This is a genomic window from Ornithinibacillus halophilus, from assembly GCF_900129485.1.
GTDB classification, from domain to species: domain Bacteria; phylum Bacillota; class Bacilli; order Bacillales; family Amphibacillaceae; genus Ornithinibacillus; species Ornithinibacillus halophilus.
Genome location: NZ_FQVW01000001.1, coordinates 435,112 through 452,656, shown reverse-complemented (window position 1 = coordinate 452,656; position 17,545 = coordinate 435,112). Strand labels below are relative to the sequence as shown.

Here is a 17,545-nt window from a genome sequence, read left to right as displayed (position 1 = left end):
CCTTTTTAATTGGTTTGAATTAATTCAAACATTGGCCACATAACGGTTAAATATATCACTACGATAAATAGACCTATAATTATTAAAAATATTGGTTGTAATAATGTAATGGTTTTTACTATTTTTTGGTTTAGTTCTTCGGTTAAGTAGGATGCATAGATGCTTAAATCTTTTTCTAGTGCCTCTGCATTACTATTTCTTTGAAAAATATCGGCTAGATTTTTCTCTAACAATGAAAATTCCGTCAATAAAGTAGAGATGCTCACCCCCTTTGATAACCCTGTGGCCATTGTTTTTGAATAGTACGCAATAATAGGTAATTTACTTTGATAAGAAAGTAAGGTTAAAATTTCATTTAATGACATCCCGGTTTTTAATAAAGACTTTAAATGGGTTGCAAAAAGGTAAGAGGTATTCAGTAATACATATTTTCTATAAAGAGGAACTTTTTGCACAATTTTAATTTGGAATGGTACTGATAGTTTACGTTTTATAAAATACCAACTAATCCCAATGATAGGGATTGCTAGAATAATAAAAATTAATGTGGAACCTAAAATATCAATGATGGTCATTGCTGTTTGCATTGTAGATTGATTGTCTTCTGTTGTAAATAGCAGTGAGAATGAGGGAAGGACAGATTTACTAATGAAGAATAAAAGAATAGAGAATATAATGAATAGAATGAATGGGTAGCGAATCACTTGCTTAAATTTTTTTTGATAATGAAGTCGGTTTTCGAATAATTCTGCACATCTTTTAATGGATTTGTCTAAATCTCCATTAACTCTTACAAAATATAAGTAAGATGTAATAGAAGGATGAAATCTTGCCAATTCCATTGCTTGATCAAGTGATTTTCCATTTTTTAAATGAGTCAAAATAGGATTCACTATTGGAAGCAAAGTGATGTCCCATTTGATTGTTTCTAAAGCATCTATCAAAGAATATCCGTTGTTTAATGATCTGGAAAGACGATTCAAAAATTTTAGCTGAATGTCACTACTTGGTTGATTGAAGTAATTGGGTATAGGTATCTTTTGTAATATAGCCATATGCATATGCCTTCCTTCTTAAGTGTTGAAATGTATTATAATGAAAATCGGTTTCTCCTTTTAACAGATTCTCCATACACTTTGAATCCATCATTTCTAGAATTGCTGCTCTACGAATAATCTGGTTATTTAGTTGGATTGGTAAAAGTTCAATTGAAGCAACTCCAATTAGGGATTGTTTCAAATCCGGTTGTGAAATTCCCATTTCTAAAAGACGATGAATGGTTCCCTTCGTATTTTTTGCATGTAGGGTGCTTAACACTAAATGGCCTGTTAATGATGCATCAAAAGCAAATTGCGCAGTGAACTTATCCCTAATTTCACCTACCATAATTACATCAGGGTCATGTCGAAGTGCTGCTTTTAGCCCGGTTTGATACGTTATTCCTGCTTTTTCATTTACTTGTACTTGTAAAACGTCTTGAATTCTTTTTTCTACGGGGTCTTCAAGTGTGATGGTCTGATAGGAGCTTTCCTTCCGAATCGTATCTAATAGGGCATAGAGCGTTGTTGTTTTTCCACTGCCGGTAGGACCAGTAAGTAAAATGATCCCTGATTGATTCTTTATCCATTTTTTTAGAGTGGTTAATTGATGGGAAAAGAGAAACAGTTGATCAATCGGTAAGTTTTTTTCTTGGGGAAGTATTCGTATGGCTAGACTCTCTAGCTGGCTGATAGGTAGTGTTGATAAACGAAGCGAATACGTTTTTGGTGGATCCTGATGAGTGACGATGCCGTCCTGTGGTTTTCTTGTTTCACCTATATCCATTCCTGATGTAAACTTATAGTAAGTTAATAACAAATTATAGTTTTTTGTATCAATGGATTCCATGTAAATTCTTTTACCGAGGATTCGAAAGTAAATTTTTGTTTTATCGGGGAAAGGATAGAAGTGGATATCTGAAGCGTTTTTCTTTATAGCAGTGTTTAAAATACGTAATGAGAGTAATTCAGTATCATTCAATGGGACATTACCTCCTTAGTAATACATATCATTCGACGTGATTTGCTAAAATCCTTCTTTTTTCTTAAAAATTTTTAAAAAGGTGAAGTAAAATGAAAACAATTTATTTAATAGGGTTTATGGGAAGCGGAAAAACTACTGTTGGGAAAGCATTACACGAATTGCTTCAACTTCCATTTGTTGATACGGACCAGTGGATTGAAGAAATAACAGGAGATTCCATCCCGAATATATTTCAATTGAGTGGGGAAGAGGCCTTCCGATTATTGGAATTACAGGCAATTCAAGAATTGAGCAAAGCTATCATTGCTACAGGTGGTGGGATTGTTGAAAAAGAAGATAATATCGAAATGATGAAGCAAAAAGGTATTATAATTTATTTAAAAACTTCTTTAAAAGAAATTTCCCAGCGTCTGCAAAATGATAACAGTCGTCCGTTATGGCAAACCTCAATAAGTCAAAGAGAGCAATTATATCAGAAACGATGTCACTTATATGAAAAATATGCCGATAAGACGATAAGTACTGATGAGAAGACAAGTTATCAAATTGCTCAGGAAATTGTTCAAAGAATAAATGAATAAGTTTCTATAATTACGGCAACAAATATAGTTAAGAACGGGAGAAGAGGTGATAGTATCTCTAGTAATGATTATATTAGGTATGTAACAGAACAATTTGTGTCTTATGTGGACTTACCAAAAGAAGAAAGAAAAAAATTACGGATGGATCGAAAAGAGCAAAGGAACACCAAACAGGGATATGGCAATAAGTGGTTTGGAGTTCTTCCTTTAGCTGTGAAATATTATCGAAAAAAAGCATGATAGCAGGTTTCGTTTACGACCTGCTATCTTTTAATTTTACTGCATAAGATAAAATAAACCACCATTTATGATGGATATATGGACTTTTGGAGTATATCTTTCCTTTATTTCTTGCAATTCTTTCTCCATTTGCTCTTTTTCTTCCTCCGTATTTGTCTCGTAGAAGTGATTGAGTAGTTTCATTTCATTATCTAATTCTTTCAATGATTGATCTGCCCATTGATGCTCTTGGTTTTTAATATAATCCTCTAAAACTGCTTCGATACGTTTAAAGCCACTAGACAATTTTATAATTGGCGAAATGGTATAGCAATAATCAGAAACCTTTAGTTGAAATTCATGTTTCTCTAACTGTTCCATCATTTCCGTTTTCATGATACCATTTACTAAATTTAAACCAATTGAAAACAATTCATCCTTCTTATGCTTTCCGATATAGCTGAGCTTTACATTTACAACTAGCCAAGGGTGTAACGCAGTATTTGTTGTGGTATGAATTACTTGAAAAAGTCTTGTGAAACGTTCATTATCCCTGAGATGATTCCAAATTTGTTGCAATCTTGGACTGCCAAAATGAATCTTTTCTCCTTGAGATTCCGCATCTTCATGGTCGGTGATAAGAGTAAGCTTCATTGGATCTCCTGGTTGGCCCATTTTTTTAATATAATGCCAGTAAAATGGGCGATTCATTAAAGCACGATCCATTTTTTCATTTAATTGCACGGTCAGCCTTCCATCTATTTGGTCTACTACTTCACATTGGTGTGCATTGAAATAATCGTATAAAAATTGATCCAAGTTTTTAATTCCCATATTGTTGTGCTCCTTGATCAGCTTTATTGTGAACATCATGGATTACAGCTGATAAGTTATCAAGCTTTATTTTTACTTCACCTGTTGAAGAAGAATTATTCATGATCGATTGTACTTCATCTTCAAAATTATTAATGTTTAGCTCAGCCAAAATATCATCTAAGTGGCCAACAACTTGTTCAAATAAAGCGATTTTTTCATAGAGCAATTTCATAATATGTTCTTCTAAAGTACCTCTAATAGCAAGATTGTAGATGTTAACATCTTTTTCCTGACCATAACGGTGAATCCTTCCTATCCGTTGTTCTAATCGCATTGGATTCCAAGGGAGGTCATAGTTAATCATATAATTACAAAATTGTAAGTTGATACCTTCTCCACCGGCTTCGGTAGCAATTAATACTTGTGCATGATTTTTAAATAGTTGCTGCATCCAATCTTTTTTGCCGCGCTTAAAACCACCTCTAAATGGAACAGAAGATATACCGTGTTGTTGCAAATACCATTGTAAATATAGTTGGGATGCTCGGTATTCAGTGAAGATGACAATCTTTTCATCGCCAATTTCTTTTATCAAATCAACCACTCTCTGTGCTTTCGCGTGATGTGGTAACTGCTCTATTTTTTGAATAATTGGTTGTAATCTGTCCAGCTTATTTGGTTCATTATTAATCATTTTTTGTAGGGACAGAAAACATGCTTCTCTAGAGGAACACATTTCACGAAGTAATGTAATCTTAGAAAAAGAAGCAAATCCATCTACAAGTCGATCTAGTTCCTGATAAACATTCATTTCTTCGTCTGAAAAATCAATCCATACAGACTCAATTTTTCGTTTTGTATTACTTAAACTAGTTTCTTTACGTGTGTTGCGAACCATCACTTTTTGTACAAGTTGTTTTAAGAAGGCATCTTGTTTTATTTTCTTTCTATCTTTCCCATATTTCTCTAAAAAGGATTCATAGTTTCCTAAGTGACCAGGCTTTAAAATAGAAACAAGATTAAATATCTCAATCAATCTGTTTTGTACGGGGGTTGCCGTCAATAGCAGACAATATTTCTTCTTCAACCCTCTAACAAATTCATAGTTTTTCGTTTTATGATTTTTCAGCTTATGGGCTTCATCTATTAAAACAAAGTCATAATCGATATCTAGTATTGCCTCCCGATGTGGCGAACGTTTTGCGGTATCGATTGAAGTAACTACAATATCATATTGCTCCCAACTATAATTTTTCCGATGGGCAATTGCAGGGATATAGAATTTTTGATTCAGTTCATTCACCCACTGATTGACTAGGGATGCTGGTACTAGAATTAACGCTTTTTTCACTAAACCCCGAATCATATATTCTTTTAAAATTAAACCCGCCTCAATTGTTTTACCAAGCCCCACCTCATCTGCCAAAATTGCTCTACCATTCATCTGCTCAATAGCTTGTTTTGCTGTATCTACTTGGTGTGGTAGGAATTCGATCTGTGGTAAAAAGTCTAATGCTTTAAGTCCATCAAATTTTTCTGATATAGTTGCTTTTTCAACCTGGTAGGACATATTAAATAGTTCCCATGAAGAAAAAGGACCATCATTATCTACAACATTCTCTAAATCTGATATAAATTCAGAATCAGATATAATATCTATATTATTCATTCCATACTCCCTTTCATAACTAGGCTATATCTGTTTATCGGAATCTGCATAAAATTTGCTAGAAATTGCTCACTGTATTGTTTAGCCACTAATAATGATAAAAATAAAGAAGAAAGGGTACAACTTTCCAATTATGTGTTATAATGAAAACGATTTATTACATAGAATTTGTTGATACACAAAGTTAGTATAACCAAATATTGAGATTTCATTAGCGAATGATTACAAGGGGAGAGTTTATAAATTCCTATATAAGGAATTTATAACGCCGAAGGAGCAAGCGGGATTGCGAATCTCTCAGGCAAAAAGACTCTTGTAGGACGCAACTCTGGAGAGTGTTTACATACGATAAGATTAATTTATGTAAACCACCTACGAAGCAAGCATACTCTACTATTCTTGTTGAGTTGTGCAACTTTCTGGTAACAGGACAGAGACTTTTCTAAGAATAACAGGTGTTGGCCGTTATTTTTAGGGAAGTCTCTATTTTTATGAAAAAAATCGAAGGAGAGTTGATCAGTTTGGGTGAATTAAAAAGAACACCATTATTTCCTGAATATGAAAAACATGGTGCAAAAACGATTGATTTCGGAGGATGGGATTTACCAGTTCAATTTTCGGGAATTAAACATGAGCATGAAGTAACTAGAACAAAAGCAGGGTTATTCGATGTTTCTCATATGGGAGAAATCGTTGTTAAAGGAACAAAAAGCCTAGAATTCTTGCAAAAGATGATGACTAACGATGTTTCAAAATTAACTCCAAAGAGAGCTCAGTATACATTTATGTGCTACGAAAATGGAGGTACAGTAGATGACCTAATCATCTATATGTTAGATGAGAATGATTATTTACTAGTTGTTAATGCAGCTAATACGGAAAAAGATTTTGATTGGTTAGTAAGCCATAATACATACGACAGTGAGGAACTAACACTTACCAATGTATCTAGCGATTACGTTCAGCTAGCACTCCAAGGTCCAAAGGCTGAGCAAATCTTACAAACCGTTACCAATACAAATGTAGAAGAAATCAAATTTTTCCGTTTTGAAAATCCTGTACACTTTTCTGGTATCGATCAAGGAGCAATCGTATCACGAACTGGTTATACAGGTGAAGATGGATTTGAAATCTATATTGATAAGGACTATGGAAGACAACTTTGGATTCTATTATTAGAAGCAGGAAAAGAATATGGATTAGAGCCAATCGGCTTAGGTGCTAGAGATACGTTGCGTTTTGAAGCCAATTTACCACTTTATGGTCAGGAGTTGTCGAAGGATATTTCTCCAATTGAAGCTGGTCTAGGGTTTGCTGTGAAAACCAATAAAGAGAATGACTTCATAGGAAAAGAACCTTTAAAAGCTCAGAAAGAAAATGGACCTTCTCGTAAACTGGTTGGAATTGAAATGATCGATAAAGGAATTCCAAGAACTGGATATGAGGTTCTATATGAAGATCAGTCAATTGGGTTTGTAACATCAGGTACGCAATCACCGACACTAGGAAAAAATATTGGCCTAGCTTTGATTGATTCAGCCCATACAGAAGTAGGCACAGAATTAGTCATCCAAGTTCGTAAACGTAAATTAAAAGCAGTAATTATAGAGAAGCCATTTCTAAAGCGTAATTAATAAGGGAGGGTATCATAATGGAATTTCGATATTTACCAATGACGAATCAAGATAAAGAAGAAATGTTAAATACGATAGGTGTTCAATCAACAGAGGAATTATTCTCTGATATACCAAGTCAGGTTCGTTTCCAAGGGGAATTAAACCTTAAGAAACCTGCCAATGAGTTGGAACTAAAGAAGGAATTAACTGCTCTATCTAATAAAAATGCAAATTTAACTGAATATCGTTCATTTCTAGGTGCTGGAGTCTATGATCACTTTATACCTTCTGTTGTCGATCATATAATCTCTCGTTCAGAATTCTATACAGCCTATACACCATATCAGCCTGAAATCTCACAAGGGGAATTACAAGCAATTTTCGAATTCCAAACAATGATTTCTGAATTAACAGGAATGCCGATTGCGAACTCTTCCATGTACGATGGTGGAACAGCACTGGCGGAAGCTGTAAATTTAAGTGCTTCACAAACGAGAAAAAAGAAAGTTCTTGTATCGAAAACGATTCACCCTGAATCAAGAGCAGTAATTGAGACGTATGCAAAAGGACCTAATCTCGAAATTATTGAAGTTGGACAGAAAGATGGGCAAACAGATTTAGATGAGTTGGCGTCACTTATTGACGAAGATACAGCAAGTGTTGTTGTTCAATATCCTAACTTCTTTGGACAAATTGAACCTTTAGATAAGATCAATGAACTTATAAAAAATCAGAAGAAAACCATGTTTATCGTTTCAAGTAATCCTCTAGCTTTAGGATATTTAACACCACCAGGAGAATTTGGTGCAGATATTGTCGTAGGAGATACGCAAGTATTTGGTATCCCAGCACAATTTGGTGGACCACACTGTGGTTACTTTGCAACAACAAGTAAATTAATGCGTAAAGTACCTGGGAGGTTAGTTGGTCAAACAACGGACGAAAATGGTGTTCGTGGATTTGTATTAACCTTACAAGCGAGGGAACAACATATTCGTCGTGATAAAGCGACTTCCAATATTTGTTCAAACCAAGCCCTAAATGCATTAGCCAGTTCTGTAGCTATGAGTTCCATAGGGAAACACGGCTTGAAAAAGATGGCCGTACTTAATATGAAAAAAGCTCGTTATGCTAAGCAAAAAATAGAAGAGGCTGGATTCAACGTACTTACAAAAGGTACTTTCTTTAATGAATTTGTCATTCAAGTATCTGGTAACGTAAATGACATCAATGAGAAATTATTAGAAAAAGGAATTATTGGTGGATATGATTTAGGGTTTGCTTACCCTGAGTTATCTGGCCATATGCTAGTTGCAGTTACTGAGAATCGTACAAAAGAAGATATTGATGCTTTTGTTAAAGAATTGGGGGATATCCATGGCTAATCAAGATTTTCCATTAATTTTCGAACGTAGTAAAGAAGGAAGAACAAGTTATAGCTTACCAGAATTGGATGTACCAGATATCGATTTAGAATCAGAGTTTGATAATTCATTTATTCGCGAGTCAGCACCTGATTTACCAGAGGTAAGCGAATTAGATATTATTCGTCATTATACTGGGCTTTCTAATCGAAACTATGGTGTAGATTCTGGTTTTTATCCACTTGGTTCCTGTACGATGAAGTATAACCCTAAATTAAATGAGGATGTAGCTCGTCTACCTGGATTTAGTCATATTCATCCATACCAAGATCCAAAATCAGTCCAAGGTGCCTTAGAGATGTTATATGATCTACAAACATCATTAGCAGAAATTACAGGCATGCATGAAGTATCATTACAACCTGCTGCAGGTGCTCATGGAGAATGGACTGGATTAATGATGATTCGTGCGTTCCATGAAGCAAATGGTGATTTTAACCGTACGAAAGTAATCGTTCCGGATTCTGCACATGGAACAAATCCAGCCTCTGCTACTGTTGCTGGATTTGAGGCAGTAACAGTAAAATCAAATGAAAAAGGGTTAGTTGATTTAGAAGATTTAAAACGTGTAGTGGATAACCAAACAGCTGCATTAATGTTGACTAATCCAAACACTTTAGGATTATTTGAAACAGAAATTTTGGAAATGGCTGAGATTGTTCATGAAGCTGGTGGAAAGTTATACTATGATGGGGCAAACTTAAATGCAATCATGGGGTACGCAAGGCCAGGTGACATGGGATTTGATGTAGTACACTTGAATCTTCATAAAACATTTACTGGCCCTCATGGTGGAGGTGGACCTGGTTCTGGACCAGTTGGAGTTTCTAAAGAACTAGAACCATATTTACCAAAACCAGTTCTTGTGAAGAAAGATGATCTATATACATTTGAGTATGATCGTCCTAATTCCATTGGACGCGTAAAACCATATTATGGAAACTTCGGAATTAATTTACGAGCATATACGTACATCCGTACAATGGGTGCAGAAGGACTAACGAAGGTAAGTGAATATGCTGTTTTAAATGCGAATTATATGATGCGTAAGTTAGAAAAAGCATATGAGTTACCATTTGATCAACATTGTAAACATGAATTTGTCCTTTCGGGTAGAAAGCAGAAGAAGCTTGGAGTGCGTACATTAGATATAGCGAAACGTCTCTTAGACTACGGCTATCATCCACCTACAATCTACTTCCCATTAAATGTGGAAGAAGCGCTAATGGTGGAACCTACTGAAACAGAGTCAAAAGAAACATTAGATGGCTTTATCGATACAATGTTGGATATTGCAAGAGAAGTAGAAGAAGAGCCTGAAACAGTTCAAGAAGCCCCTCACAACACAATTGTGAAGCGAATGGATGAGACAACAGCGGCTAGAAAACCAATTCTACGATACCAGAAATAGAGAAAACACTGGAGACTTTAATTCGTCTCCAGTGTTTTTATTTAGTCTTCACTTTGCCTGTCCATTTTTTAAATCCGCCTTTAAGTTGGCTTATATCTTCATACCCTTTTTTATGCAAAAGTTGTGCAGCTCTAGCAGACCTTGAACCGCTTTGGCAATATAAATAAACGGGTTTGTCTTTACGTAATTCAATAAGACGTTGTTTTAATTGTGTAACCGGAATATTTCTTGCGCCTAGTATATGACCTCTTTCAAATTCTTGTGGTTCTCTAACGTCAATTAATTGTGCTTTTCGGTAACCTTCTCTAAATTGTTCTTCTGTAAGTGTTTTTAAATAGTTCTTTTGTCTAAAGTAACGAAAAACACTAATTGCTACTAACGCAACGATGATTATTACGATATATTCCATATTTTTTCCCCCTACTAGTAATCACTATCCATTATATGATTATTAACGTTTTTTTTCAAAGTTTTTTTCTATCGTTTAGTTCCTTGCTTAATAAACCCTTTAAAATCAAGCTATTGCAAAGGTTGTCTGTTTTTGTCAAAAATGCAAGAACTAAAATTCTTGTATTTGGTGATATTTTTCTACTAATGCTCTAATTATCTCCGATTATCTAATAATATTATCTATTTTCATAGATTGACAAAATGACGATTAGTTGTTCAAAACACAATATGTAGTATTTTTTAATTATTTTTAACACAATATATTGTTTATTGTTGATTAGATATGATATGGTAATACTAATGAATTTAATAGTTTTGTAGAGGAGTGATTGAATGTCGGTAGTTGCTGACAAATCAAGTAATATTAATGTAGACAGGCTAAATGAAGACATAAAGCTATTTCCACAAGTACATCCCGTAACAGCAGATATGAAATTATCACATAAAGGTGTCTCGAGATTAGTAATGCTAGATCGTTATTCATTCAAAGATACACAAAAGAAAACTTTAGCAGTTGGAGATTTTGTTGTGTTAACAGTGAAAGCAGATCCAAAATTCCCTGCAAGGGGTTTAGGGTTTGTAGAGTCTATTGACTGGTCTCTAAAAGAAGCTCGTATCAAAGTTGAGCCGGAATTCCTTGGTGTATTAGATGGCGAAGAAGCAGAAACAGGTATCGTCCAAAGAGGTTTAGATGCAATCGATAAGCCACTGGAAGTGTATTATGAACAAATTGCAAAGAGAAATGCAACAGGTTTAGCTAGTGTTGAAGAAGCGACTGATAAAAAGGATGAGTGGTTTGAGAAATTTTATCATGAACTATCTAGCTTAAACTTTATTCCGGCCGGTCGTGTGTTATATGGTGCTGGTGCGAACACGGATGTGACGTATTTTAACTGTTATGTTATGCCTTACATTCAGGACTCTAGAGAAGGTATTTCTGATCATCGTAAACAAGTGATGGAAATTATGTCTAGAGGTGGTGGGGTCGGTACGAACGGATCAACATTGCGTCCTCGTAATGCATTAGCTAAGGGTGTTAATGGAAAATCATCTGGTTCTGTTTCTTGGTTAGATGATATTGCTAAGTTGACACACCTAGTCGAACAGGGTGGATCAAGACGTGGTGAATAATTAAAGTGCGCCTCGTCTATAAATAAACCTCGTGAATTGCTGGGAACTCTTTTATGACTTGCTAGCTACAACGTAACTGGAAACAGTAGGCGTGAATGCTTAAAAATAGTAAGTGGATAAAGACAATCAGCAGCCAAGTTCCTATAAAATGGAGAAGGTTCAACGACCATCGAAAGCACGTCGCTAGGACGGAAGCGAGTAGAGTAGGGGTCAAGTGACTCCGAAGCGCGAGGACACATTAAAGTGTAAGATATGGTCTGAACTCTAAGGTGACTTAGAGAAGCCGAAGTAACGCCTCGGCAAACATAGTGTGGCACAAATGATTATGCTGGTAGACTCTCATCCAGACATAATTGAGTTTATTATTTCAAAAATGCAAAATCCTAGAATTCTAAGGTATTTAATCGAAAATACTGGTGATTCACAAATTAAACAACTCGCACAAGAAAAACTAAAATTCACACCGTTAACAGAAACGGAACAAGATTTGTATCAAGGAATACTTAATTATAGAAATATTCCTGGTCAAGGTGGTTTCACGAATGCTGTAATTAAAGAGGCTAGTGAAAAATTACGAACTGGAGGAACCTACTCCGTACAAAATCCGGAATTCTTAACAGGAGCAAATATTTCAGTTTGTTTAACGAAGGAATTTATGGAAGCAGTCGAGAACGATGGATATTATGATCTGTGCTTCCCAGACGTAGAGAACTACACTGAAAAAGAAATGGAAGATTACAACCAATACTGGCATGAAGTTGGAGATGTTCGTAAATGGAAAGAAATGGGGTATGGTGTACGGGTTTATCGTTCCATCCGAGCGAAAGAGCTATGGAACTTAATAAATATTTGTGCAACATATTCAGCAGAACCAGGAATATTCTTCATTGATAATGCAAATGACATGACAAATGCGAAAGCATATGGAAATCAAGTAGTTGCAACAAACCCGTGTGGGGAACAACCGCTTGCACCATATTCTGTCTGCAATTTGGCTGCAGTGAACTTAGCTGAAATGGCAGATAAGGATTCAAAGACAGTTAACTTTGAAAAACTAAAAGAAACGGTTAAAACCGGAGTGCGTATGCAAGATGATGTGATTGATGCAACGCCATATTTCTTGGAAGAAAATAAGAAACAAGCACTTGGTGAACGTCGTGTTGGACTAGGTGTTATGGGTCTACATGACTTATTGATCTACTGTGAAACAGAATACGGTTCTGAACAAGGAAATCTATTAGTAGATCAAATCTTTGAAACTATTGCAACTACTGCTTATCGTGAATCGATTGAACTTGCTAAGGAAAAGGGAAGTTTTCCTTTCTTAGTGGGAACTAATGAAGAAGAGACGAAAGAGTTACGCTATAATTTCATCAACACGGGATATATGAAGAAGATGCCTGAAGATATCCGTGAAGGTATTCTTACTTATGGTATTCGAAACTCTCACCTATTAACGGTTGCACCTACAGGAAGTACCGGAACGATGGTCGGAGTATCCACAGGACTAGAACCATACTTCTCCTTCTCATACTATAGAAGTGGAAGATTAGGTAAATTTATAGAAGTAAAAGCAGATATTGTACAAGAATATCTAGATAGAAATCCAGACGCAGACCCAGATAACTTACCAAAATGGTTTGTAACTGCAATGGATCTAGCTCCTGAAGCACATGCAGATACACAATGTGTGATCCAACGCTGGGTGGATAGCTCTATTTCTAAGACAGTTAACGCACCGAAAGGGTACACTGTTGAACAGGTAGAAAATGTGTACAGACGTTTATATAATGGTGGTGCTAAAGGTGGTACGGTATATGTTGACGGAAGTCGTGATTCACAGGTATTAACGCTTAAAGCAGAGGAAAATGACTTTGGTGAGCAAGTGGAACTATTTGAAGATACTGAAGAAAAACCAAAAGTAGTTTTAATGGACACCATTCAAGAATTAGATAGTACCAATGTAACCATTGGCTCTGAAGTGGGTGACACTTGCCCGGTATGTCGTAAGGGAAGTGTGGAAGATATAGGTGGATGCAACACTTGTACAAGCTGTGGAGCCCAATTAAAATGTGGCTTATAATATTATAAATATTAAGAAGAATTGTAGATTTGAATTAAAGTTTGATTTTTGGAATAAAGATTGATGAAAATAACCTCTTTGGTATTCTTTACTAAAGAGGTTATTTTTTGTTTTCTTAGAAAAAAATGGAGTGGGAGTGCTAAGTGTTACATGGATGAAAGATTAGATTAAAATGAAATAACAACCATTATCAACTACATAAATATAAGTGTAATCAATTTTATTGGCAAAGAAAATAATTGACCTATCAGTATTAAGTATGTATAATGATTGTAATATTATGGAAGGGAGTGAGTTTACGCAATGACAAATCTAATGAAGATAACCTTGGGAACTAAATTTATTGCCACTCACTCATACGGATTGAATTAGTTAGATAAGGAATGATTTATCCTATGATCAGAGCTTGGGCAATTAATGCACAGGCTTATTTGTTATGAATCAAACAAATATCCTATTTTAGCCACAGGGTTATTTTATATAACTCTGTGGCTTTTTTGTATAGATTATTGATAAAGCAAAAGGTCTTGATCAGTTAGTGTTCTATTTCCAGTGGTTGTTTTCAATTAATTGGAGGGAAACGAAATGAAATAAAATAACGGTTTCTGGCAATTAGACGTTTATCTTAACAGATAAACTTTATTGAATTGAGAATAGAATTGTAAGTTACGCAAATAAGTTTTAAAAAGGAAAGGGAAATGCTATGTTTGATCAGAAAAGTTTTGGAATTGAAGAATACGTAAAGGGAAACGTTATCAACCCAAGAAACAATATTGCCCGTATTATTATGAAAAATAATTATTTATATACAGTTGCTACAATGGATCAAATAATATCACAAGTAAAAGTTGCTCATAAAATTTCTGAATGGGAATTTTATGTAGGTGACTTTGTAATGCTTAATCGGGAAGATGGTGATTATTATTTGGAGAAGCTATTAGAAAGAAAAAATGTTATTTCCAAAGCGTCCAGTTATGCTGCCAAAAGCTATCATGTACATTCATATGAACAGATTCTTGCAACAAATATTGATCAACTCTATATTATGATAGCTGCTGACCAACGATTTACTTTATCCAAATTAGAACGCTATCTAATGACTTTTAATCAAGAGAATATGGACCTAAATATCTTAATAACAAAGGCTGATTACATTGAAGAGACGATACAAATTATGGAGAGTATACATTCAACTTATCCTAAGCTAAAGATAACACCAGTCAGCATGTACCAACAAGATACAATTCAACAGGTTAAAGATTCTTTATATAGCAAGAAAACGGCAATGTTTATCGGGACATCAGGCGCGGGAAAATCTACACTGATAAATTATCTTACTGGTAACCACAGTGAAAATACAAATTTAGTCAGAAGTGATAAAAAAGGCAAGCATACTACAACGGTAACTAAGATGTTATATTTAAAAGAAATTGATTCATTTCTAATTGATAGTCCGGGGTTTAAAACGATTAGTACAACCAAAGAAGTGGATGGAAACATCTTATTCAAGGAAATTCAAGAGATAGCTAAATACTGTAAATTCAATGATTGCACTCATAAACATGAACCGGGGTGTGCTGTCAAACGAGCCGTTGTGGAAGGGGAATTATCGAAGGAACAATTATCAAGGTATTCCCACTATGAAAAAAAGCTGAGGGGCCAACAGAAATACGAAAAAGCGAAAGAATTGAAAAGACAAAAAGGTTTTACCCATAAAAATAAATAATGAAGTGAGGATAAACGCTATATGTTGATTTATTGGATTGTAATCCATATTAGCAGTCAACATTCAATTGTACTTAATGGTTTTTGGGAATAGTGAAAGTGAAATGTCGAGTTAAAGTATAAGTGGAATCGCCGCCAAGGAGGAGATTATTATGGGGAATCAAGGAATATTATTAATCGATAAAAAAAATGGTCTAAATTTGGAGTTTAGCAAGTTGGTATCCATGATGGAATATGTAAGGTGGACAACATTGGTAGAAGTTAGGGATTTAACAGTAAAACAATTGGACTATCTAATTAATGAAGAAGCGAACTCTATTGGTATGCTTCTAGCTCATATGGTGTCGATGGAAAAAGCTTTTCAAATCGATACATTTGAAAAACGTGAATTCACTGAGGATATCCATTTACTGAATCCTGCAATGGAACTTGGCAATGCGGCACGAGAACAAATTAAAGGGTATCCAATTGATTATTATTTGGAACAGTTGGAACAAACGAGAAAAAAAACAATCGATACATTCCGGACATTGCCAGATTCATGGTTGTTCGAAAAAGCCCCATTTTGGTGGGAAGAGCCAGCAAATAATTATTTCAAATGGTTTCATGTGATTGAGGATGAATTAAATCACCGAGGACAAATCCGGGTTATTAAGAAATGGATGCATATGTTGGAAAAATGAGTTCTGATGTTTTTTGCTTATTGTCGCTTTAGTTAACTAAGGATACACTTATAATATTCTGGCTAGTTAGTTGAAGATCGGGTCTCAGAAAATTATCAAACTTTTTTACAAAAGATGTGTAATCTATAACAAATAAAAACCCTGTTTTGATCAGGCTTTATTTTAAAGCTACAAGAACTGACATATAAAATTGTTGGTTCTTCTTTTTTGTATGAGTATGTCATTCTTCTTATAACATAGAATAACTTGTTTCTCCTTTCAAATTCATGTATCCTCATATTAGAAGAAAAAAATTTGCCTAAGATAAAAAAATGTGCGATGAAATGAGGAGATTAAATGCCAACACCGAGTATGGAAGATTACATCGAAATAATATACAACTTAATTGAAACCAAAGGTTATGCACGGGTGTCGGATATTGCTGAGGCGTTAGAAGTTCATCCATCCTCTGTGACAAAAATGGTTCAGAAATTGGATAAAGATGAATATTTAAATTACGAAAAATATAGAGGCTTTATTTTGACGGAAAAAGGAAAAAAAGTTGGAGAAAAGTTAGTATTTAGACATGAATTGTTAGAGAACTTCCTAGAAATTATCGGAGTAGAGGAAGGCAATATTTATAACGATGTTGAAGGGATTGAGCATCATCTTAGCTGGAATTCTATTGACAGACTTGGTGATTTAGTAAAATATTTTAAAGAAGATAAGTCTCGAGTAACGGCATTGAGAAAGATTCAAAAAGAAAATAAGTAAAAATCCCCCGTTCTAATTTTATGAATCTCTGCTTATCTATAGAATAAAGGACTAAGCGGGGGATAAAACATGAAAATTGACGGGGTTTTCTCTGGTGGTGGAGTTAAAGCATATGCGTTTATTGGGGCTTTAAATACGATCCAAAGTAGGAATTATACGTTCGAACGTGTAGCTGGTACATCTGCAGGATCAATTCTTGCTAGCTTTATCGCAGCAGGCTACAACAATGAGGGAATCAAAAATCTATTAGATGAATTAGACTTAAGAACTTTTCTAGACCCGCCAAAAATAACAAAGATTATCCCAGGAAGTAAATGGTTACTCCTATATTTTCAACTAGGTTTATACAAAGGAGATAAATTCGAGAAGTGGCTATATAACCAACTAGCAAAGAAGAAAGTCTACACATTCTCTGATTTACCAAAAGGGTATTTAAAGATTGTCGTAAGTGACTTAACTTTAGGAAAGCTAATCGTTATACCAGATGATCTAGAAAGGGTTTATGGTATTCAACCAGATCGTTTTCCTGTCTCAAGAGCAGTGCGAATGAGTTCAGGCTTTCCGTATTTTTTTATGCCAAGGAAATTACAAGGAGTGCGTAAAGAAAAAAGCATTATTGTTGATGGAGGTTTATTAAGTAATTTCCCACTTTGGGTATTTGACCAGGATTCTAATAAGCTGAAACGCCCTATATTAGGTTTGAAATTAAGCAATTCTTATGACAAGATTCAACCAAGGAAAATAGCGAATGCGATCGATATGCTTTATTCTTTATTCTCAACCATGAAACAAGCCCATGATGCTAGATATGTTTCTAAAAGAGAATTAGCCAATATTATTTTTATTCCTGTGGAAGACATTGAAACAACGGATTTTTCAATTGATGATGAAAAGAAGCAGCAATTAATAGAGAATGGACAGAAACACGCAGAGGAATTTTTAAAACGATGGACAACTTAATA

15 protein-coding genes, 1 pseudogene and 1 riboswitch are annotated in these 17,545 nt (G+C 34.8%); of the genes and pseudogenes, 11 read left to right on the top strand and 5 right to left on the bottom strand.

The annotated features are described in order from the left end of the window. Positions 1 to 5 precede the first annotated feature (5 nt). Both comGB and comGA read right to left on the bottom strand, forming a co-directional pair. Entirely contained in the window at positions 6 to 1,055 is a 1,050-nt protein-coding gene (gene comGB / locus BUB12_RS02330; RefSeq protein ID WP_072887595.1) for a competence type IV pilus assembly protein ComGB, read from the bottom strand. Then, positions 1,003 to 2,019: a competence type IV pilus ATPase ComGA gene (gene comGA, locus BUB12_RS02325; protein ID WP_072887593.1), complete on the bottom strand. Its 1,017-nt coding sequence runs from the start codon at positions 2,017 to 2,019 to the stop codon at positions 1,003 to 1,005. The genes comGB and comGA overlap by 53 nt, the downstream gene beginning before the upstream one ends. Positions 2,020 to 2,111: 92 nt before the next feature. On the opposite strand from comGA, the gene BUB12_RS02320 reads away from it, so the two are divergent. Beyond that, positions 2,112 to 2,603, top strand: a complete 492-nt coding sequence (locus BUB12_RS02320; protein WP_072887591.1) for a shikimate kinase — start codon at positions 2,112 to 2,114, stop codon at positions 2,601 to 2,603. A 54-nt stretch (positions 2,604 to 2,657) separates the two neighbouring features. Beyond that, the gene (locus tag BUB12_RS02315) at positions 2,658 to 2,843 is read left to right on the top strand and encodes a YqzE family protein (protein ID WP_072887589.1); all 186 of its coding nucleotides are present in this window, start codon (positions 2,658 to 2,660) and stop codon (positions 2,841 to 2,843) included. Between the two features lie 36 nt (positions 2,844 to 2,879). Here the strand turns inward: BUB12_RS02315 and BUB12_RS02310 are convergent, their stop codons facing one another. Together BUB12_RS02310 and BUB12_RS02305 are read right to left on the bottom strand one after the other, a co-directional pair. After that, complete coding sequence (locus BUB12_RS02310) at positions 2,880 to 3,656, bottom strand: YqhG family protein (RefSeq protein ID WP_072887587.1); 777 nt, start codon at positions 3,654 to 3,656, stop codon at positions 2,880 to 2,882. Beyond that, positions 3,646 to 5,307 carry a DEAD/DEAH box helicase gene (locus tag BUB12_RS02305; RefSeq protein WP_072887585.1) on the bottom strand — a complete coding sequence of 554 codons (1,662 nt, stop codon included), beginning with the start codon at positions 5,305 to 5,307 and terminating at the stop codon, positions 3,646 to 3,648. The genes BUB12_RS02310 and BUB12_RS02305 overlap by 11 nt, the downstream gene beginning before the upstream one ends. 218 nt (positions 5,308 to 5,525) lie before the next feature. After that, positions 5,526 to 5,630: riboswitch (glycine riboswitch) on the top strand. Positions 5,631 to 5,828: 198 nt separating this feature from the next. On the opposite strand from BUB12_RS02305, the gene gcvT reads away from it, so the two are divergent. Genes gcvT through gcvPB form a run of 3 tightly spaced genes read left to right on the top strand, consistent with a single transcriptional unit; the run spans position 5,829 to position 9,758 of the window. Continuing rightward, positions 5,829 to 6,941: a glycine cleavage system aminomethyltransferase GcvT gene (gene gcvT, locus BUB12_RS02300; protein ID WP_200801009.1), complete on the top strand. Its 1,113-nt coding sequence runs from the start codon at positions 5,829 to 5,831 to the stop codon at positions 6,939 to 6,941. Positions 6,942 to 6,958: 17 nt separating this feature from the next. Beyond that, positions 6,959 to 8,308 carry an aminomethyl-transferring glycine dehydrogenase subunit GcvPA gene (gene gcvPA / locus BUB12_RS02295; protein ID WP_072887582.1) on the top strand — a complete coding sequence of 450 codons (1,350 nt, stop codon included), beginning with the start codon at positions 6,959 to 6,961 and terminating at the stop codon, positions 8,306 to 8,308. Next, the gene (gcvPB, locus tag BUB12_RS02290; protein WP_072887581.1) at positions 8,301 to 9,758 is read left to right on the top strand and encodes an aminomethyl-transferring glycine dehydrogenase subunit GcvPB; all 1,458 of its coding nucleotides are present in this window, start codon (positions 8,301 to 8,303) and stop codon (positions 9,756 to 9,758) included. Before gcvPA ends, gcvPB begins: the two co-directional genes overlap by 8 nt. 37 nt (positions 9,759 to 9,795) lie before the next feature. Here the strand turns inward: gcvPB and BUB12_RS02285 are convergent, their stop codons facing one another. Continuing rightward, positions 9,796 to 10,167, bottom strand: a complete 372-nt coding sequence (locus BUB12_RS02285) for a rhodanese-like domain-containing protein (RefSeq protein ID WP_072887579.1) — start codon at positions 10,165 to 10,167, stop codon at positions 9,796 to 9,798. Positions 10,168 to 10,541: 374 nt separating this feature from the next. Here BUB12_RS02285 and BUB12_RS02280 point away from each other — a divergent pair. From BUB12_RS02280 to BUB12_RS02255, 6 genes and pseudogenes are all read left to right on the top strand, one after another. After that, a pseudogene (locus tag BUB12_RS02280) lies at positions 10,542 to 11,330 on the top strand (ribonucleotide reductase N-terminal alpha domain-containing protein); the annotation flags it as partial. Positions 11,331 to 11,649: 319 nt separating this feature from the next. Then, entirely contained in the window at positions 11,650 to 13,422 is a 1,773-nt protein-coding gene (locus BUB12_RS02275) for a vitamin B12-dependent ribonucleotide reductase (RefSeq protein ID WP_072887576.1), read from the top strand. Positions 13,423 to 14,125: 703 nt separating this feature from the next. Next, positions 14,126 to 15,148, top strand: a complete 1,023-nt coding sequence (gene rsgA / locus BUB12_RS02270) for a ribosome small subunit-dependent GTPase A (RefSeq protein WP_072887575.1) — start codon at positions 14,126 to 14,128, stop codon at positions 15,146 to 15,148. Between the two features lie 151 nt (positions 15,149 to 15,299). After that, on the top strand, positions 15,300 to 15,830 hold the full coding sequence (locus BUB12_RS02265; protein ID WP_072887573.1) for a DinB family protein: 531 nt from the start codon (positions 15,300 to 15,302) through the stop codon (positions 15,828 to 15,830). A 336-nt stretch (positions 15,831 to 16,166) separates the two neighbouring features. Then, the gene (mntR, locus tag BUB12_RS02260) at positions 16,167 to 16,583 is read left to right on the top strand and encodes a transcriptional regulator MntR (protein ID WP_072887572.1); all 417 of its coding nucleotides are present in this window, start codon (positions 16,167 to 16,169) and stop codon (positions 16,581 to 16,583) included. A gap of 69 nt (positions 16,584 to 16,652) precedes the next feature. Further along, positions 16,653 to 17,543, top strand: coding sequence for a patatin-like phospholipase family protein (locus tag BUB12_RS02255; RefSeq protein ID WP_072887570.1), 891 nt, complete (start codon positions 16,653 to 16,655; stop codon positions 17,541 to 17,543). Positions 17,544 to 17,545 lie beyond the last annotated feature (2 nt).

What these genes read in the sequence shown, in the direction of transcription:
- BUB12_RS02285 (WP_072887579.1), bottom strand. Translation starts at nt 10,167, where the DNA reads ATGGAATATATCGTAATAATCATCGTTGCGTTAGTAGCAATTAGTGTT.
- BUB12_RS02320 (WP_072887591.1), top strand. Translation starts at nt 2,112, where the DNA reads ATGAAAACAATTTATTTAATAGGGTTTATGGGAAGCGGAAAAACTACT.
- BUB12_RS02265 (WP_072887573.1), top strand. Translation starts at nt 15,300, where the DNA reads ATGGGGAATCAAGGAATATTATTAATCGATAAAAAAAATGGTCTAAAT.
- mntR (WP_072887572.1), top strand. Translation starts at nt 16,167, where the DNA reads ATGCCAACACCGAGTATGGAAGATTACATCGAAATAATATACAACTTA.
- BUB12_RS02310 (WP_072887587.1), bottom strand. Translation starts at nt 3,656, where the DNA reads ATGGGAATTAAAAACTTGGATCAATTTTTATACGATTATTTCAATGCA.
- BUB12_RS02255 (WP_072887570.1), top strand. Translation starts at nt 16,653, where the DNA reads ATGAAAATTGACGGGGTTTTCTCTGGTGGTGGAGTTAAAGCATATGCG.
- comGB (WP_072887595.1), bottom strand. Translation starts at nt 1,055, where the DNA reads ATGGCTATATTACAAAAGATACCTATACCCAATTACTTCAATCAACCA.
- gcvPA (WP_072887582.1), top strand. Translation starts at nt 6,959, where the DNA reads ATGGAATTTCGATATTTACCAATGACGAATCAAGATAAAGAAGAAATG.
- gcvPB (WP_072887581.1), top strand. Translation starts at nt 8,301, where the DNA reads ATGGCTAATCAAGATTTTCCATTAATTTTCGAACGTAGTAAAGAAGGA.
- rsgA (WP_072887575.1), top strand. Translation starts at nt 14,126, where the DNA reads ATGTTTGATCAGAAAAGTTTTGGAATTGAAGAATACGTAAAGGGAAAC.
- BUB12_RS02305 (WP_072887585.1), bottom strand. Translation starts at nt 5,307, where the DNA reads ATGAATAATATAGATATTATATCTGATTCTGAATTTATATCAGATTTA.